This is a genomic window from Reichenbachiella sp., from assembly GCF_039969095.1.
In the GTDB taxonomy this organism is placed as follows: Bacteria; Bacteroidota; Bacteroidia; order Cytophagales; family Cyclobacteriaceae; genus Reichenbachiella.
The window spans coordinates 114,556-132,301 of the sequence record NZ_JBDVOL010000011.1 but is presented as its reverse complement, the minus strand read 5'-3'; the positions used below and the strand labels follow the sequence as shown (position 1 = coordinate 132,301).

The window sequence follows — 17,746 nt, the reverse complement described above, 5'->3', positions numbered from 1 at the left end:
ACAGCCCTTCTTTTAGAAAAATTAACTTTTATCTATTGCTCATTTTTTCCATTTCCTTTTCGAATGTCTCTTTGAATTTTTCGTAATCATAATCGATTTTTAATCGATCATCATTTTTAATACGAGTTTCAATTGCGTTTTGCACGGCATCTCCATTCATTTCTACAGCCATGTAGCATTTATATTTACCCGTTTTATTGTTCTCCGTTAATTTCTCACAGATTACTTTCACATCATTAAGTTGTTGATCCACAACTTCTCGGTTGAGTGATTCGAAACGTTCTTCAATTTCCTCAACATTGTTGAATTCTCTTGAATTAACATAACTGTCAGTGGTGCTCTTTACAGTAGTTTCTACTTGTGCCGCTAATGCCGCCTTAGCATTACTTGAAGCTTTTTTACGAGCAATTTCTAAGTCGCTACTTTCTCCTGTTGCGTAGGCACGGAAGTTTTTCTTATCACTTCTGTATTCTGAGCCAGAACAATGCAACACCACGTCGCTTTCCCCTTTTGTATAAGTTGGTTTAGGATTTGCTTTACATCCTATCATTAATCCAACAATGCCTGCCATGGCTATTGTATTGATATAATTGATTTTCATAATAGTGTGTTTTTAATTAGTCTATTTTAATGAGATTTATTTCAGGAATGATTTTATTCTTTATTTGAGATTCCATTTGGTCAAGTGCTTCTTCTCTAGCTTTCATTTGCGAGCCTGATTTCATCCCTTTCAAGTCTGATTTTGAGGTTTGAAATATGACTGATTGAGAAGTCAAGTCAGTTATTTTAATGGAGTAACTGAGCGTTTCACGATAGAGGTTATATCTCTCATCTAGTGTACTTTCCAGCCACTTTCCACCGATTTCTACAGAAAAGGCAGCAGAATCTGTTGTTTTGTTGAATAAGTAAGTGGTTAGAATAGACTCTGCTTTATTCAGAATCAAGTCTTGACCTTCTTCGGATTTCCTTTTTATTATTTTGAAACTCGCAGATTGAGGAATTATTTTGACATTTACTCGATCTGTAGGAGCGTCGTGCTTTTGTGAAAACATGGCTCCGATAATGTTATCAGTTGTTTTCTTTCCAAAGATCTTAAACAAATCAAGTTCTACTTCAATTGATGCTGTACTATTTAAAGCCGCACCAACTATAGGTAACTGCACTGTACCCTTATCATCACTTTTCGCTCCCTGGAAAGTGTCTATGGATTCTCCATATTCACCAATCAACAAAGGAACATCCATGGCAGGCTGATCTTTATATTTTGCCAAAATTGTAGGAGCAGCCCCATTACTCAAAGGCTTAAAAAGTACTGGATCAGTACTTGCTTTAAATGACAAATTCGCAAATGTTTCAGCAATCGATTGATAGTTGTGATTGGCTAAATCAATCCTACCATATTCATGAATAAAGGCCGAAAGATCTTCTTTTAAATGAGGAGTGATGGCATCAAATGATTGTCTGTAAAGTTGTAGCGCCGTTCCAATCTCTCCTTTATTTCTTTCTTCATGAGCTTTTTCTAAGAGGGAAATGGAGAGTTTTTTAGCTTTCTCTAATTTCTCTCTTTTGATTCTTTTATAATCAGCAATATTTAGTCTGTAATAAACCCAATATTCACCTTTTTTATTATAAGTATCTACTAGCTCATAGCCTTCCAAATCATCCTCAATCTTTGTTTTGGTCCATGATTCGTAAGTGTCTTTGAGTACATCATTTTCTTCTAATTGGTGAAAAACAGAGGTGGAAGAAAGCTCTACCGATATTTCAGAAATGATATCGGCCAAAGCTTTATTTTTTGCTACTTGATTGAAATCAGGTGTTGAAGTGCTCACTCTGGAAATTCCAATATAGTATTCATCAGAAAGCGGGCGCTTTTTGATCCAATTGGGTGTTCTGGCGGCTACACATCCAGCCATATTCAAAAGCAAGAGAAGTAAAACTAAATTGACAAGGTTTCGCATAGGCTTTGGTTTAGAGTAAGCTTAAAATTAATTCATTTTTTAAGAGAGTTAACAAATTTGTTGCCAAGAAAATAAATCAAGCAAAAAATATTGATCACTTTGGTTTAATTCATTTACTTATTAATTTTTTTGGGAATATTAAAACTTTTCTTGAGTGACCTACATCTTAGTTGTGAAAGAAAAAACTCATTATGAATAAGAAATTAATAAATACTCTTGCGCTGGCTATACTCATGTGTTCCACAAGTTTGGCGCAATCCGTGACTCTTGGAGATGTATATCCCAAAGAAGTCAAAATCCAGGGCTTTAGTGTAGCACAAAGCGGTGATGTTAAAATTACTGGCACAGGTGCTGTTTTCGAAGATGATTGGAAACTTCTGATTTACTATGGTTGGATCATCGACGCTGATAGTAGGGAAGTGGTTTGGCATCTTTTTGATTACATGAAGAAAGAGGATAAAGATGATATGGATGGGCCATTTGAATTTGATTCAAAAATCAATCTTAAAAAAGGCAATTACGAACTCTATTTTGCTGGCATGTATGATAGTAGAAATTGGAATAGAGATAGAAATAATGATTGGTACTTTAGTGGTTTAGGTGATACTATGGACTGGTTGTTTGGATCGAGAGATAGAGAAAACTATAGAAGAAGTGCGCAGGATGACCTGTTTATTAAGTTAGATGGTTCAGGCATTAAGTCTGAAGATGCAAGGAGTTTCTTGGACGAGAAAACCAATGATGCCGTTGTTTCCATTGTCAAATCTAGGGATAATGAAAGATTCAGAAAAGGTTTTACATTGATGGGTTCTACTGAGTTGCAAGTTTATGCATTAGGCGAAGGAAGTGATGGAGAAATGTTCGATTATGCCTGGATTATGGATGCTAATTCCAGAGAGCGAGTTTTCGAAATGGACTATAGAGAAGCTCGATTTGCAGGTGGGGCTAGAAAAAATCTGATGGTAAATGAAAAGATCACACTTCCAGCAGGCAGCTATTTAGTGAATTATAGCTCAGATGATTCACATTCTTTTGAAAAATGGAATGCCTTGCCTCCTGATGATATTCAATTTTGGGGAATTACAGTTTGGGCAGATGCCAGCAATAAGAAAAATGTGGTGGCTTATCAAGAACCCAAAACTGTAAAGCCAATAGTTGCTCTAACCAGAGCAAGAGATGATGAAATGTTAGCTAAAGGCATTTCAATTAAAAAGTCAATGGATGTAAGAATCTATTGCTTAGGAGAAATAGCTGGAGGAGATAATATGGCAGATTTTGGTTGGATAGTTGATGCCAGTACGCGAGAGAGGGTTTGGCGAATGAAGCCCTACAAAGCAAGACATGGTGGTGGAGCAGATAAAAATCGATATGTAGAAGAAGTGATTACACTTGATCCTGGCGACTACATTGTCTATTATGCTACTGATGATTCGCACGCTTATGGCGATTGGAATTCAAGCCAGCCTTATGAACCTGAAATGTGGGGCATTACCGTATGGGCGACCAATGAGTCTGACATAAAAAATGTGGTTCCTTTTCACCCAGAAGAATACAAAAATAAAAATGAACTGGCGGTTATTACAATGGTAGGAGACCGTGCCTTAGTGAAGAAAACATTTTCAATCAACTCTGATACGAAAATAAGAGTATTAGGACTTGGTGAGGGAAGTGGTGGAGAAATGTATGATTATGGTTTCATCAAAAACATGGATACCGGTAAAATTGTCTGGGAAATGGATTACCGTAACTCAGAACATGGTGGAGGAGCTAGAAAAAACCGAGAGTTCAACGAGACTTTAATGCTTGAAAAAGGAACTTATAGAGCCTATTTTGAAACAGATGGTTCTCATTCTTATCGTAGGTGGAACGATGATCCTCCGAGCAATCAGGAACTTTGGGGTATTACTATCTTGAAAGAATAATTATAGAAAATATGTAATAAAAAAGGGTCTCTAGAGAGACCCTTTTTTATTACATATTATATGCTGGGAGCATGAGGGTTTCCTACCATATACCGAGCGTCATTAGGATTGTTACGTTTATCGGCATAGTATTTTTCTCTTTTATCACCTTCTGACAATGGATTATAAACACCATATATGATTCTTCTGGTTTTATCAGAATGATTCGGTTCTGATCTGTGAGGCAATCTTTCTGTAAAAATCAATGCATCTCCAGGTTGTGTAGGTAGTTTTTTCCAAGGCAAGTTATTTTCCACATCCTGTCTGATTTTCATATAGGAGGGTTTGTCTGGGTAAGGAGCTTCCATTGGTAAAATCTCTAACTTATCCAAAGGCCAATTAGGAGCAACTTGCAAGCATCCATTTTGTTCAGTAGCTTCATCCACGCTTACCAATATAGATAAGTAAGGTTTGATATTGGGATCAAAAGAAGCATTGGCACCTTGCTCATAAGCCACCCCGTCTTGATGTGCAGCATGTGGACCACCTCCTGGCGATTTGAAATTAATCCGTTCCTTGTATAGAACAGCCGGCTCCCCCATCAATTCTGAAATCATATCAATAATAGCACTTCCAGTGAAAATTTCTTTCATCCCTTTGTGATAAGGAATAAAGTTCTCTACACGAGATAATTGATTGGGATTATCCATTTCGAAGTAGCACATCCATTGATCCATACTTGGATTCCAATTTGAAATTTCATTGATCCATTCAGACATTTCAATAGCCTTGTGCTTAAATAGGCCTGGAATATGAATATAAGAATTCTCTTTCCAGAAATTGAGTTGGTCTTCGGATAGCGTTTTGGTAATTACTTGTGACATGGTAATTTGTAATTAATATACATCATTATTTAAATGATGTTGTGATCAAAATGCAGCTGATAGATTTAGTAAGCAGTCTGTAGTATTACGATATCCTTTTGATTTCGGATGTCATACCATACATAATTTTATGTTTTACGAGCTGAAGTAGCTAGTCATGTCTTCCATTACTTTATGCATATCATCTGGATATAGGTCTCCTATGATAGCTACTCTGAAAGTTGCTTTTTCAGGCATAACTCCAGGATAAATCGTAATGTTTCTTTTATAGAGATAATCATGAAAGTGTTCGAAGTCAAAACCTTCTTTTCCATCCAATTTAAGTGCTAGTAGAATCTTGGATTCCTGATCCAAGGGAAGTAATGGTTTGAACCCTAAATCTAGCAGGCCGTCATAAAGAATTTGCCAGTTTGCTTTATATCGTTCCCATCGAGCATCTATGCCTTCAGAAAGTGTCTCTCTGATGGCTGCCATGAATGAATAGCAGATTTGAACAGGAGGTGTGAATCTAAGCTGATTCTTTTTTTGAAGATTATCCCACTGCTTATAAACGTCAAAGTAGTAGCTTCTTCCGTTGGCTTTTAACGCTTCTTTTTGACCGTTGTGAAACAAAACAAAAGAAAGACCAGCCATGCCATGAATACACTTGTTGGATGAGCTGAATATATAATCCACGCCCAATTCAGTCAAGTTGTATGGGTAGGCTCCAAACGTACTCATGGCATCTACTATCGAGATTACATTCAATTCTTTGCAAATAGCCACCAATTCCTCCACAGGATCCATCATGCCAGTAGAAGTTTCATGATGAATGAAAGCCAAGTGAGAATAGCTACCTGAAGCGAGTGCTTCTTTTACTTGGTTGGGTTCGGTATAATCGCCGTATTCAAATAAAGATCCATAACTGATGCCATAGTTGTCACAAATTTGAGTCATACGAATACCATAAGCTCCATTGGTTAAAATCAGCACTTTGTCATTTTTCCCTATGGCAGATGTAAGTGTAGCTTCCATTGCACCGGTGCCGCTAGCTCCAAATAGCGCCACATTGTAGTTGTTTTGCCCCTTGCCAATCTCTAATAGTCCATCGCAGATATCATGCATCAGATTGCCAAATTCTGTTTCTCTAGGACAAATATCGTCTACCACTAATGCATCCTTAACATTTTGGGTGGTAGTGGCTGGGCCAGGGTTGAGGAGTATTTTTCTTGTCATGGTATTGGATTATTAAGGCAAAAATAAAGTCATTCCGATGAGATCAGAACGACTTTACATATTTTCATTAAATCTGGGTATAAATTAATTGCCCAAATTCTTCATAAAATCTACTTTATTGTCAGCAGGTTTGATCGTTGGTCTCCCGAGGTCTTTTCTCGACCCCTTTTTTACATTGATCTCGAGCATGGAAGGCCCTGCACTTGCTAAAAATTTAGGCATTATTTCTTTTAATTCGTCTTCTGAAGAAGCAGTAAAAGTAGACTTGTAATTACAAGCCTCCGCAATCTTCTTGAAATCGGTCGTAAAGCCTACGGTTGGTTGACCACCCACTGATTCATGAGCGCCATTATTAACCAATATGTACTTTAGATTGTCGGGAGATTGATCTCCAACTATAGCAGCAGATCCCATGTGCATCAAAAATGATCCATCACCATCCAAACAAATCACTCGTTTTTCAGGTTTGCCTAGTGCAATTCCTAGAGCAATTTGTGACGTATGACCCATATTACCGACGCAAAGAAAATCCCTGAAATGTGGTTCGTTTCTAGCTTCTCTTACTTCAAAAACTTCACGAGATGTTTTACCAGTAGTTGAAACCATGACGTCATCATCATTCAACTCTTCTAGCAATACTTCGATGGCTCTTTCTCTGGACATAGGGAAAGTATCTGGCTTAGCACTTAGCAATTTGTAGGGTTCAAAAGTCTCCTTTTCTATCAATAGGATATAAGGAGCTTTCTCCTTTTGCATAAATTCAAAAGCTGTATCAATCTGCTTTTGAGCTTCTGTCATGTCTTTCGATAAAATACAATAAGGGATTTCCAAAGATTGGATCATGGCCTCATTGATTCTACCCATTTTGACGTGCTGCGGCTCATCTTTAACGCCAGGACGACCTCTCCAGCCTACCATTAGAAGCATTGGGATTGAATAGACTTCAGGGTCTGTCAACGATGTCAATGGATTGATCGTGTTACCAAAACCTGAATTCTGCATATACACCAATGGAATCTTAGCTGTAGCCAAATGATAACCAGCTGCTATTCCTATACATGCTCCTTCATTGGCTGCAATGATGTCATTGCTATTGTCCGCCACATAGGCACAAAAATCCTTGAGCAACGAGTCAGGAACTCCGGTAGAAAAATCAACGCCTTTTGCAGTAATGAACTCAAAAAACTCTGCAGTATTCAGCATAGGATTAGTTCGGTAAAATGGTCAAAATCTCTTTAATAGACATGCAATCCCCATCCACTTCCTTCGATCTTTTATGAGTCAGAATAGACTCAGCCGTCTTTTTCATAGCAGGGAATGCAGTTCTCAACAGGTGATTCGCATAAATAACAATACTAAATCCTGCTGCTTTCAATTCGTCTTCAGTGAACTGATTGTATGAAGATGGCACAGAGATAACTGGAACTTTCACTTCGAATTTTTGATATTCTTTCATGAATTCCATGATTTCTTTTCCGTCTTTGTGACGTGAGTGGATCATGATTCCGTCTGTACCAGCCGCGATGTAAGCTTTCGCTCTTGTCAAGGCATCTTCCATCCCTTTGTCTGCGATTAAGCTTTCCAATCGAGAGAAGATCATGAACTCATCTGTTACCTGAGCTTTTTTACCCGCTTGTATCTTTTCACAGAATCCTTCGATGGTATCTAAAGTTTGTTCTACTTCTGTTCCAAAGAGTGAATTTCGTTTCAGTCCAACTTTATCTTCTATTACAACAGCAGAAAGACCTAGTCTCTCAATGTTTCTAACTAGCATAGCAAAGTGCTCAGCTACTCCACCAGTATCTCCATCCAAGATCATTGGTTTAGTTGTGACGTCGAGAATGTCGTTAATAGTGGCAAACCTTGAAGTTCTGTCCACATATTCGGTATCAGGCTTGCCTTTAGCAGTAGAGTCGGTCAAACTACTCAACCACATGGCATCGAATTCTCTAATTTCACCATCTAATTCCACTTTGGTGTCTTCTACGATCAAACCAGAGATACCATTGTGTGTTTCCATCACTTTGACCAAATGATTATTGTCGAGCATTCTTCTCAACATTCTTCTTCTGATGTCTGGTGTATTGCCAATTTCTTTCAAAGCTTGTCTCAAGCCTGTAGATGAAATTCCAGAAGTGTACTGTGGTTCTACTAATTCACCACCCCATTCTGCTAAAGTTTTGATTACTTTGTCTCGGATGTGTCTTTGAGGTCCAGTTTTCCAGTCGTCACCATGGACGACATAGTCAGGCTTCAAACCTCTAAGATTTTTTTCGTAGTCAAGTTCTTCCTGAGGAATCACTTCGTGTACGCCTTTGATGTTTTCCAATATTGTTTTTCTCTCATCGAAAGAAAGGAAAGGTACACGTGCGAATTTTGAAACCGCTTCATCAGACAATAATCCGATAGTTACTTCTCCTAATTCACGTGCTTTTTCAATGATGTTGATGTGGCCGTGGTGTACCAAATCAGTACCCATTCCGACATACACTTTTTTCATGCTAAACTTGATTTTACGTCTTAATTATATTGAAATTCATTTTTGGGCCGGACGGCAAAAGTAAAATATTAATCTTGCAATCAGCTAATAAGATTCATAATATTGCCCAAACCCCCAAATCAATTTTTATCTATCTTCGCGATTAAAACTATTCGAAATTCATAAAATAAAAAATGAGTAATCAAAACATCAAAACGGCAGTGATATTGGCAGCTGGACGTGGAACTAGATTAGGAAATAGGACGAAAGAAATGCCGAAAGGCTTCTTAGAAGTAGGAGGAGAAACGTTGATAGAACGCTCGATTCGATTGCTCAAAAGGAATGGAATTGATAACATTATAGTCGGAGTAGGGCACAAGGGAACTGCCTATGAAGATATAGCCGTACAATATGGACTTACTATCTTTTATAATAATGAATATTCAACAACTGAAAGTATGTACACCTTAGTGTGCGCAGCTCCGCATATAAAAGGAAATTTTTTATTGTTGGAATCGGATTTATTGTATGACAATTCTGCACTGGAGACCATCCTAAAGTCAAATCATAAAGATGTAATATTAGGAAGCGGGTTTACTAATTCAGGAGATGAAGTTTATCTTCATGCATTTGAAAATGGAGATTTCCGGTATCTTTCACAGGATGGGAATGATAAAATTAACTCCTATGCTGAATTAGTTGGGATTTGTAAACTAAGTCAAGAGTTTTATTCAAAAATGATTGAATTGTCTACAATCAAAAAGATGAAATACGAATACGCTTTTAATGTACTTGCTCCTAAAGAAGATATTTACGTTGAAAAACAGTCAGATCTGGTTTGGTGTGAGATCGATGATGAGCATCATTTAAATCGGGCAATCACACTAGTATTACCAAAACTCAGCAGTTAATTCTTTATTTCATACCAGTATCCAGTAGATAAATCTCGCTTTCCATTTTGACCTAGGTAATGATATATGTGTTTCAGGTATTCTTTGGGTTGTGCGGGTACGAAAGTTTCCTCCCCTAAAAATTGAGCTTTTTGAGTCGGTAAGGCTAGATCTTTAGGATAAGGCGTTTTTTCACTTTGGTAATTACTATTCTCGTAAGAAGTGAGCGTGCCATTTTTCGCTTCGTAGAAGTAGATGTCGGCGTCAAATCCTTTGTAGTTGAAATACAACTTTGGTCCTCTATGACGAAAGGAGGTATTGTATAGTTTAAATCCTTTGGGGAGTTTATGTCTTTGACTCCATATTTTTTCGAATTCATCTTCATGAACTCCATAGTCGATATCCATGTCGTGAGAAATAATGTCTTTTTCTCTGTATTGGCCAAGGAGAGTACCATAGTCTATCCAATATGTTGCACCTGTACTTTTCATATACTCATTCGTAACCACAAACAGGCGTCTTAATATATTTAGTCTCTTTTTTCTGTACTGAAAAGGTACAGTGGTAAACGCCACGATGACCCAGCGCTGGACTTTTTGTGCGATGTCCAAAACATTTTGTACCATGACGGAAAGATTCATATTTTTACGCTCATTTTTTAATTGTGCAAATCAAACAAATTTTGGCTATTTCGAATCAGACTATTGATATTGTTTACACCTGGGTGAATGGAGATGATCCAGTTTACATAAAAAAATGTCAAAAATTTGCGGAAAATATAAAGGATGTAAACCCTGAGCGGTTTCGTGATGTCTATGATATGCTCAAATTTAGTTTACGATCCATTGAGCAATTTGTGCCCTGGGCGGGCAATATCTATATTCTAACACAAAAACCTCAGGTTCCAGAATGGTTAGACATTGATCATCCTAGAATCAAGATAGTCCATCATGAAGATATTTTCGATAAAGAGTATCTCCCGACTTACAGTTCCAGTGTTATCGAAAGCTATTTAGATAAAATACCTGGGCTTTCTGAGCATTTTTTATACATGAATGATGATTTTCTATTTGGAAAAGAGACACCGTTAGAAGCTTTTGTATCAAAAGAGGGTAAAATAAATATTTTCGGGACTTTGCTGGGAGAGAATCCAAGTTGGCGAATCTACGAAGCTAAGAATGACATTGTGGGTCTAGGCTTAGTGGAGCATTGTCCAATCTTAGTCAAAAAAGAATTTTGGGATTCCATGTATAACCTTTGGCCTGAAAAAACCCATGAAAAAAGGCTTCATAGGTTCCGCCAAGATGATGACTTCATGGCATATAAACTCTATAAATATTATATGCTGAAATTCCAACGTCATATTTGCCGTCCAGTAAATGTGTTTGAATTAAAAAAGTGGCAAATCTTTCACAAGATCACAAATAATTTAAAGAAGCAACAAAAAGCATTGGCACGAATTACTAGAAAAAAACCGAACTTTTATTGTTTTAATGATGATCAAAAAAACAACCCTGACCCTGATGTTGTCAAATTGGTACAGGGTTTTTTAAAAGATTATTATTCGATAAAATCTTCGTTTGAGAAGTAGAAAATTTGGAGATTCATTCTAGGGTTTAGTAAAATGAAAATAATAAAACTCTTACTTCAGTCGTCAAAAATGCATTTCACGATTGCGAGTATTTCAAGTGTATTGACTGGTTTCTGCTCAACTATGGTGATCAAACAGGTTCACCAGGCTATAAGTACGGATGCATTCAACCAATCTGAATTTATTGTGATGTTTGTGGTCTTTTGGGTGGGATATGGTGTATTAGCTGTAGTATCCACTTATTCCGTCTCGTTACTTACACAATCCATTATTCACAAACTGAGAGTGGATATTTCAGAAAGAATTTTACGTTCTAACTTCTCTTCCATAGAAAGAAACCAAAGTAAGCTGCTCCCTGTGTTAACAGAAGATATCAAAACTATTGCTAATTCAATTGATAGAATGCCTAGCGTAACTACTGGTTTGGCCACTGTAATAGGAATATTAGGATATATGGTCTGGTTTTCACCCATACTTACACTTAGTACTATTTTACTGTTTTCAGTAGTATTGATAATTACCAAATTTTCCCTGCCTTATGTAAGGAAATATGCAGAGCATGCAAGAGTGCTCTGGGATGATGTGTACGAGCATTTTGAGGGATTGATATTTGGTATAAAAGAGCTCACGTTGAATAAGGGTTATAAAAAGATATATGTAAATGAATTGATTGTACCTACTAGCAAGAAGCAAAATTCATATAATGTGAAAGAGAATCTGGCTACTTCAATTGCTTCAAAATCTACAGATTTGGTTTTGCTTTTGGGGTTTGGTGTTTTGATTTTATTGATATACAATACTGGTTTTGTAAGTCCTGAGATGTTCGGCCAATACTTGATTTTAGTTATGATGACCATTGCGCCTTTGTCTTCAGCTACAGGTTTTATGGCCAATTTAAAGCGGATAGAAGTGGCCTTAGATAAAATCAATGAAGTGGGTCTAGCATTGGATGTTCCAATCGATAAAAAGGAGCTAACACTAAATGATAAAGCGAAATCTGGGGATGAATTGATTACGCTTGAAGGAGTGAAACATGAGTATTATAATCCAGATGAGGATGAGCATTTTGAATTAGGGCCGATTAATCTTTCCATTAAAAAAGGAGAGCTCATTTTTCTGTTGGGAGGAAATGGCAGCGGTAAGACTACTTTGGCTAAAATTATTTTAGGATTATATCCAGCTAAAGAAGGAAATATTAAGTATGAGGGACAAACCATAAACATAGATTATGTAGATAATTATAGAGATAAGTTTGCAGCCACTTTTGTTGATTCTTTCTTGTTTGATAAATTAGTTCATATTGAAGATACTAAGTTGGAAAAATATGGTCAAGGACTGATTGAAACTTTAGAGCTATCAAAGAAAGTAAAGATTAAAAACAAAAAATTTAGTTCGAAGAGTTTGTCAGAAGGGCAGAAGAAACGATTGGGCTTGATGGTTTCTATTTTGGAGGACAAAGGAATTTATATGTTTGATGAGTGGGCGGCAAATCAAGATCCACACTTCAAGGAAATATTTTATAAGATAATCTTGCAAGATTTGAAAAAGGCCGGAAAAACTATCATTGTCATTTCTCATGATGAACAATATTTTGACCACGGCGATCGTGTGATTAAACTGATGGAAGGAAAGTTGGTTTAAACCATGTCTATGAAAAACACAATTCTAACGGCATCTGATGAAATTTACTTCCGAACATTTTGTCAGTTTGTGCATACTTTCAAATCTCAAAAAGAATATGAAAATAGCGAGCTGATATGTTATGATTTAGGATTCAATGATGATCAAAAGCAGCATCTGGCTGAGCTTGTTGCTGCTATCCCTTATCTGTCTGTTAGAACTTTTGACTTTTCTGATTATCCACCTTTCGTAGGTCTCGAGTTCAAAACCTATTCATTCAAGCCTATAATAGTGAAGGAGATTTTCGAAGAGAAGAAAGGAAATATATTGTGGCTGGATAGTGCTACAATATTGTTAAAATCATTGGAATACGTATGGGGCCAGATAGATGAGCATGGTTTGTATGCGCCTATTGGAGGATCTGGTACATTGAAAGAATGGACGGTTCAAGAAACTTTGGATTATATGCAGGTGCCCACATCTTATTATTTGAAAAGGAATATATGTGGTTGCATGTGTGGTTTTGGCTACCAAAATGATGCCGTGAAGGAACTAGTTTCAGAATGGGAGCGATATTCGCTTATTCATGAATGCATAAAGCCAGCCCGTGCTAATCGAGAAAATCATCGAGATGATCAGTCTCTACTCACAATATTGCTTTATCAGTTTCAAGAGAAAAAGGGAGTATATTTAACAGAGGATGAAGTGAATATAAGTTCACCTAACCCTGTAAATTATTTGAGTGTGAGAAACAAACTCAAGCCTACATTTCCATACAGTTTGAATTGGTTGTCGGTTTTTTATTTCAACTTACAAAGGAAGATTGATATCCTTGTCAATCGATTAAGGTTATGACAGTATTGTACTACATTCTCCTAATTGTTGTATTTTTTTTATTCATATTAATTCAGATATATAACTACTTGTCGGGTAAGAAATTTATCAGAGATTATTATCACTACTTCAGTACTACTAGAAAGTCACTGAACTATTGGGATAATTATTGTGCGAACAACCCTAACCGCTCAAATATTATCGTTTCCTTTTCTACCATACCGAGTAGAATTACGGAGATCGTACCGACCTTGAAGAGTTTGCTGTCTCAGCAACTCGCACCGCAAAAAATACATTTGTATGTACCGGATTTTTCTATGAGAGAAAAGGTGAAGTATGAAATCCCAAAAGAAATTTTGGATCTGAAATGCTTTGAAGTTAAACGTGTTCAAAAGGATTGGGGGCCTAGTACAAAGTTTATTCCAGCCATAGAAGCACATGACGCAGATCAAAAAATACTCGTAGTAGATGATGATAACATATATCCTTCCAGCATGCTCGAAGCTTTTGTAAGAGCTTCTGGAGAAAAACCTGATAGCATTATGGCAGCTAGTGGATGGAGAGTGCCAGCGGATTTGATTGATAGAAGCACAACACTTTGGACCAATATTACTAAACAAGCACCTGTTCCAATTCCTACGACTAGAGTGAAAGACTATTATCCAATTGATATTGTACAAGGTTATTCAGGTTTTCTGATAAGACCGAAGTTTTTTAATGTGAAAGAATTAATGGATTATCCTGACAAACCTGAGGCAGTAAAGTATGTCGACGATGTATGGGTAAGTGCTCATGCGAAAGTACCCAAGTATGTTTTCCCATCAAATAGATTTTGCTATACTCCATTTTGGACAGAAAATTTTTTCAAGTCTAATAGCTTGGCATCGATCAACAATCATGGGAAAGAGAGAGATGAAGATCGGAATAACTCCATTGCGTTGAATTATTTTCGAAACAAATGGAAATAGATGCATTTATATAAAAACCAGTCTAAGGAAATTCTTTATTACAAGTTTCTACTAAGCATATTGGTTGTTGTTGGAATTGCTACTTCTATCTTGAGGGACTTTGACCACGATGAACTTGAAGCTGTACATAGCGCATGGAAAATTCTTGATGGTGAACGGATTTATATTGATTTCTTTCAACATCATCACCCTCTTTTTTATTATTCCTTAATACCTATTATCCATATCTTTGGAGCTTCTACAGCTACACTTTTGGTGTTGAGGTTTTTGATGTTTTCTATGTTTATTCTGTTTTTGACAGGTACTTTTAAATTTTCCCTCACTTTATTTAAAGATAAATCTGTTGCTTGGTTATGTATAGTGTTACTTTCTTCTATGGCTATGTTTACCCAAAAGGCAATCGAGATTAGGCCAGATGTTCCTCAAGCATTACTGGGTCTAACTGCAATATTTCTATTATTTAGATACATTAGAAATCATAGGTTGAACGGGCTTACATTAAGTGCGTTTTGTTTGGGAGTGTCATTTTTATTCTTGCAGAAAACTATTTTCATCATCGCGAGCGTAGGACTAATTCAATTGTTATGGGTTTATCAACAAAAATATTCGTTTAAAGAATTACTTATTTATTGGTGCGTTTTTGTATTAACTATTGCTCCGTATTATGCTTATCTAATATCTTATAATCAATTTGAAAATTACCTTTTTTGGAATTGGACATTGAATATGAATTTTAAAGGTGGGTTTTCTGCTTTTAACACATTAGTAGAATCATTTAGTTATAACCATTTCATTTGGATATTCTTTGTTCTTGGAATGGTACGTTTTTATAAAGAAAAACAGTTTGATGTTTTGCTCTTAAGCTTTTTACTCCTACTGTCAGTATTCTTAGTAAAAGCACCATATAGGCAATATTTCATGCCTTTTATACCTTTTATGTGTATAATATCTTCTTATGCACTCTTGGCCATTCAATATCGAAAACAGAGATATATCCTTGTAACAATGATTGTGTTAGTTCCTTTGGTTTATTTTTTGAGAACTATAATAGTTTATCCCAATCAGCCCCAGTTAAAAAAGATTGAATGGGTATTGAATAAAACGAACCATGGAGATTTGATTTATGATGGGGATGTGTATTTCAATGTTTTCAGGGCCGATGTTGATTTTTTTTGGTATAGTACAGATCCTGATAAAGGTGGATTAAAAACGTATATGAGCCTTCAAGAATACGATTATGATATATATCAAATTATTGAAAACAAGAAGCCAAAGCTAATTTCAGACCTTTTTATAGAAAATATCACTCAGCCAGTTATATCAAGTAACTATACTCAATCAAAGAAATACCCTGACTTGTATATTAGAAATGAATAATAAGGATACATAAATGAATATGGATAGGTTACATTTTAGGAAAGGTTATAAAGGTTAATCTATGCTATTCCAATGGTGAAACAAGTGGCCAAAAGAGCTGAAATTGATTTTGAATATAAACCAAAGTATACTTAGACGTAGTATGGCAATTAATTGTGTATTTTTAGAATTTAGGTTCAATACAATTTTCAACTATGCTGCTAAATAGAATCTTGATTTGGTTAAGAAATTTGATTAATCAAATAGTCTGATGTTAATTTCAGCTTTATTAATTAGCAAAGATTTATTTGAATCACTCAATTGGGAATAGGTGCTTGTTCAAAATGCATTGTATAACTAATTATTATCGAAGGATATATAGTTAGGAATGAATAATATTTAAATTACTGATAAAATGAATATTGCTAAAAAAAGAGCAATTATTATTGGGGCAGGCCCTGCTGGATTGACTGCTGGTTACGAATTACTTAAAAATACTGATATAGTTCCAATAGTCTATGAAGCATCTTCTGATATTGGTGGTATTTCGAAGACAGTAAATTATAAAGGTAATCGAATTGATATAGGAGGACATAGGTTTTTCTCGAAGTCAGATCGTGTGATGAACTGGTGGACAGATATGATGCCAGTTGAAGAGAATAATGATGAAAACATAGAAATATCTTATCAAAATAAGAAAAGAAAAGTAGTTCTTGAGACCAATAGGCCTAATCCACATCAATCAGATGTGGTCATGTTGATTAGGTCTCGCTTATCAAGAATATTTTACCTACGCAGTTTTTTTAGCTATCCAATATCTTTATCATTTGATACTGTTTTAAACCTTGGTGTATTTCGAATGGTGAAAATATTGATTGGGTACGTTATCGCAATTTTAAAACCAATAAAACCGGAGCAAACTCTTGAAGATTTTTTGATTAATCGTTTTGGAAAGGAATTATATCTCACTTTTTTTAAGGATTATACTGAAAAGGTATGGGGAACCCCATGTGATAATATTTCTTCTGAATGGGGTGCGCAACGAATAAAAGGACTTTCTATAACAAAGACTGTAATCCATGCGATTAAAACAATTATTCAAAAAGATAATTCAATTGATCAAAAAAGTACAGAAACAAGTTTGATAGAGAAATTTTTCTATCCAAAGTATGGTCCTGGTCAAATGTGGGAATTGACCGCCGAGAAAATAAAAAAGATGGGAGGAGAATTACATATAGGACATCAGATTGTTTCAATGAATATTTCAAGTGAAAATGTTAAAACAGTTACTGTTTTGAATATTAAGACTAATGAAAAAGAGGTTGTCGAAGGAGATTATTTTTTTTCAACCATGCCTGTGAAAGAATTGATCGGTTCTATTGAAAGAGATATTGTTCCATCTGATGTGCAGGAAGTAGCAGAAGGGTTGCAGTATAGAGATTTTATTACGGTAGGTCTATTACTTGATAAATTGCATATAAAGACTCGAAGAGGCAAGAATATTCAATCTATGGTGAAGGATAATTGGATTTACATACAAGAGCCAGATGTGAAGGTTGGTCGATTACAAATATTTAACAATTGGAGTCCATATATGGTTGAATCCAAAGATAAAGTTTGGATTGGACTAGAATATTTTTGCAATGAGGGTGATGAATTATGGACGAAGAAGGATAAAGATTTTATTCAATTCGGAATTGAAGAGCTTGTGAAGATTGATTTTATAAAAAGTGAAGACGTTCTGGATTCAACTATTATTAGAATGCCAAAGACATATCCGGCTTATTTTGGCTCTTATAAGGATTTTGAAAAAGTAATTGAATTCACTAAGCAAATATCTAATTTATTTCTAATTGGAAGAAATGGAATGCATAAGTATAATAACCAAGATCATTCGATGCTTACTGCTATGGTTGCAGTTGAAAATATTGTGAATGGAGAAATAGCAAAAGATAATATTTGGGCAGTAAATACAGAAGTTGAATATCATGAAGAGGGCAATAGTTAACCTCTTTGTACATGAAAATATCAAGTCACTTTTCTAAAG

At 35.8% G+C, this 17,746-nt stretch carries 15 protein-coding genes; 8 read left to right on the top strand and 7 right to left on the bottom strand.

The window, feature by feature from the left end:
- Positions 1–28 precede the first annotated feature (28 nt).
- Together ABJH98_RS09105 and ABJH98_RS09100 are read right to left on the bottom strand one after the other, a co-directional pair.
- On the bottom strand, positions 29–601 hold the full coding sequence (locus ABJH98_RS09105) for a hypothetical protein (protein ID WP_348307353.1): 573 nt from the start codon (positions 599–601) through the stop codon (positions 29–31).
- Positions 602–617: 16 nt separating this feature from the next.
- Positions 618–1,961, bottom strand: a complete 1,344-nt coding sequence (locus ABJH98_RS09100) for an LPP20 family lipoprotein (RefSeq protein WP_348307352.1) — start codon at positions 1,959–1,961, stop codon at positions 618–620.
- A gap of 191 nt (positions 1,962–2,152) precedes the next feature.
- Here ABJH98_RS09100 and ABJH98_RS09095 point away from each other — a divergent pair, with 191 nt between their 5' ends.
- On the top strand, positions 2,153–3,883 hold the full coding sequence (locus tag ABJH98_RS09095; protein ID WP_348307351.1) for a hypothetical protein: 1,731 nt from the start codon (positions 2,153–2,155) through the stop codon (positions 3,881–3,883).
- Positions 3,884–3,939: 56 nt separating this feature from the next.
- Here ABJH98_RS09095 and ABJH98_RS09090 read toward each other — a convergent pair whose 3' ends face one another.
- The 4 genes from ABJH98_RS09090 to aepX form a co-directional block, all read right to left on the bottom strand.
- On the bottom strand, positions 3,940–4,746 hold the full coding sequence (locus ABJH98_RS09090; RefSeq protein WP_348307350.1) for a phytanoyl-CoA dioxygenase family protein: 807 nt from the start codon (positions 4,744–4,746) through the stop codon (positions 3,940–3,942).
- Between the two features lie 135 nt (positions 4,747–4,881).
- A complete protein-coding gene (locus ABJH98_RS09085; RefSeq protein WP_348307349.1) occupies positions 4,882–5,961 on the bottom strand; it encodes a 2-aminoethylphosphonate aminotransferase in 1,080 nt (359 codons plus the stop codon).
- A gap of 84 nt (positions 5,962–6,045) precedes the next feature.
- Positions 6,046–7,164, bottom strand: coding sequence for a phosphonopyruvate decarboxylase (gene aepY / locus ABJH98_RS09080; protein ID WP_348307348.1), 1,119 nt, complete (start codon positions 7,162–7,164; stop codon positions 6,046–6,048).
- A 4-nt stretch (positions 7,165–7,168) separates the two neighbouring features.
- On the bottom strand, positions 7,169–8,461 hold the full coding sequence (gene aepX / locus ABJH98_RS09075; protein WP_348307347.1) for a phosphoenolpyruvate mutase: 1,293 nt from the start codon (positions 8,459–8,461) through the stop codon (positions 7,169–7,171).
- A gap of 173 nt (positions 8,462–8,634) precedes the next feature.
- On the opposite strand from aepX, the gene ABJH98_RS09070 reads away from it, so the two are divergent.
- Positions 8,635–9,351 (top strand): phosphocholine cytidylyltransferase family protein, encoded by a 717-nt coding sequence (locus tag ABJH98_RS09070; protein WP_348307346.1) that lies wholly within the window; start codon positions 8,635–8,637, stop codon positions 9,349–9,351.
- On the opposite strand, the gene ABJH98_RS09065 is transcribed toward ABJH98_RS09070, so the two are convergent.
- On the bottom strand, positions 9,348–9,956 hold the full coding sequence (locus ABJH98_RS09065; RefSeq protein ID WP_348307345.1) for a LicD family protein: 609 nt from the start codon (positions 9,954–9,956) through the stop codon (positions 9,348–9,350). The genes ABJH98_RS09070 and ABJH98_RS09065 overlap by 4 nt on opposite strands.
- Before the next feature lie 38 nt (positions 9,957–9,994).
- Between ABJH98_RS09065 and ABJH98_RS09060 the strand changes: the two genes are divergently transcribed.
- From ABJH98_RS09060 to ABJH98_RS09035, 6 genes are all read left to right on the top strand, one after another.
- The gene (locus tag ABJH98_RS09060) at positions 9,995–10,921 is read left to right on the top strand and encodes a Stealth CR1 domain-containing protein (protein WP_348307344.1); all 927 of its coding nucleotides are present in this window, start codon (positions 9,995–9,997) and stop codon (positions 10,919–10,921) included.
- A gap of 33 nt (positions 10,922–10,954) precedes the next feature.
- Positions 10,955–12,562 carry a cyclic peptide export ABC transporter gene (locus tag ABJH98_RS09055; protein WP_348307343.1) on the top strand — a complete coding sequence of 536 codons (1,608 nt, stop codon included), beginning with the start codon at positions 10,955–10,957 and terminating at the stop codon, positions 12,560–12,562.
- Positions 12,563–12,571: 9 nt separating this feature from the next.
- The gene (locus ABJH98_RS09050; protein ID WP_348307342.1) at positions 12,572–13,396 is read left to right on the top strand and encodes a DUF1647 domain-containing protein; all 825 of its coding nucleotides are present in this window, start codon (positions 12,572–12,574) and stop codon (positions 13,394–13,396) included.
- The gene (locus tag ABJH98_RS09045; RefSeq protein WP_348307341.1) at positions 13,393–14,343 is read left to right on the top strand and encodes a hypothetical protein; all 951 of its coding nucleotides are present in this window, start codon (positions 13,393–13,395) and stop codon (positions 14,341–14,343) included. The genes ABJH98_RS09050 and ABJH98_RS09045 overlap by 4 nt, the downstream gene beginning before the upstream one ends.
- Positions 14,344–15,720: a glycosyltransferase family 39 protein gene (locus tag ABJH98_RS09040; RefSeq protein ID WP_348307340.1), complete on the top strand. Its 1,377-nt coding sequence runs from the start codon at positions 14,344–14,346 to the stop codon at positions 15,718–15,720. It begins immediately after the preceding gene.
- A 394-nt stretch (positions 15,721–16,114) separates the two neighbouring features.
- Positions 16,115–17,707 (top strand): NAD(P)/FAD-dependent oxidoreductase, encoded by a 1,593-nt coding sequence (locus ABJH98_RS09035; RefSeq protein ID WP_348307339.1) that lies wholly within the window; start codon positions 16,115–16,117, stop codon positions 17,705–17,707.
- Positions 17,708–17,746 lie beyond the last annotated feature (39 nt).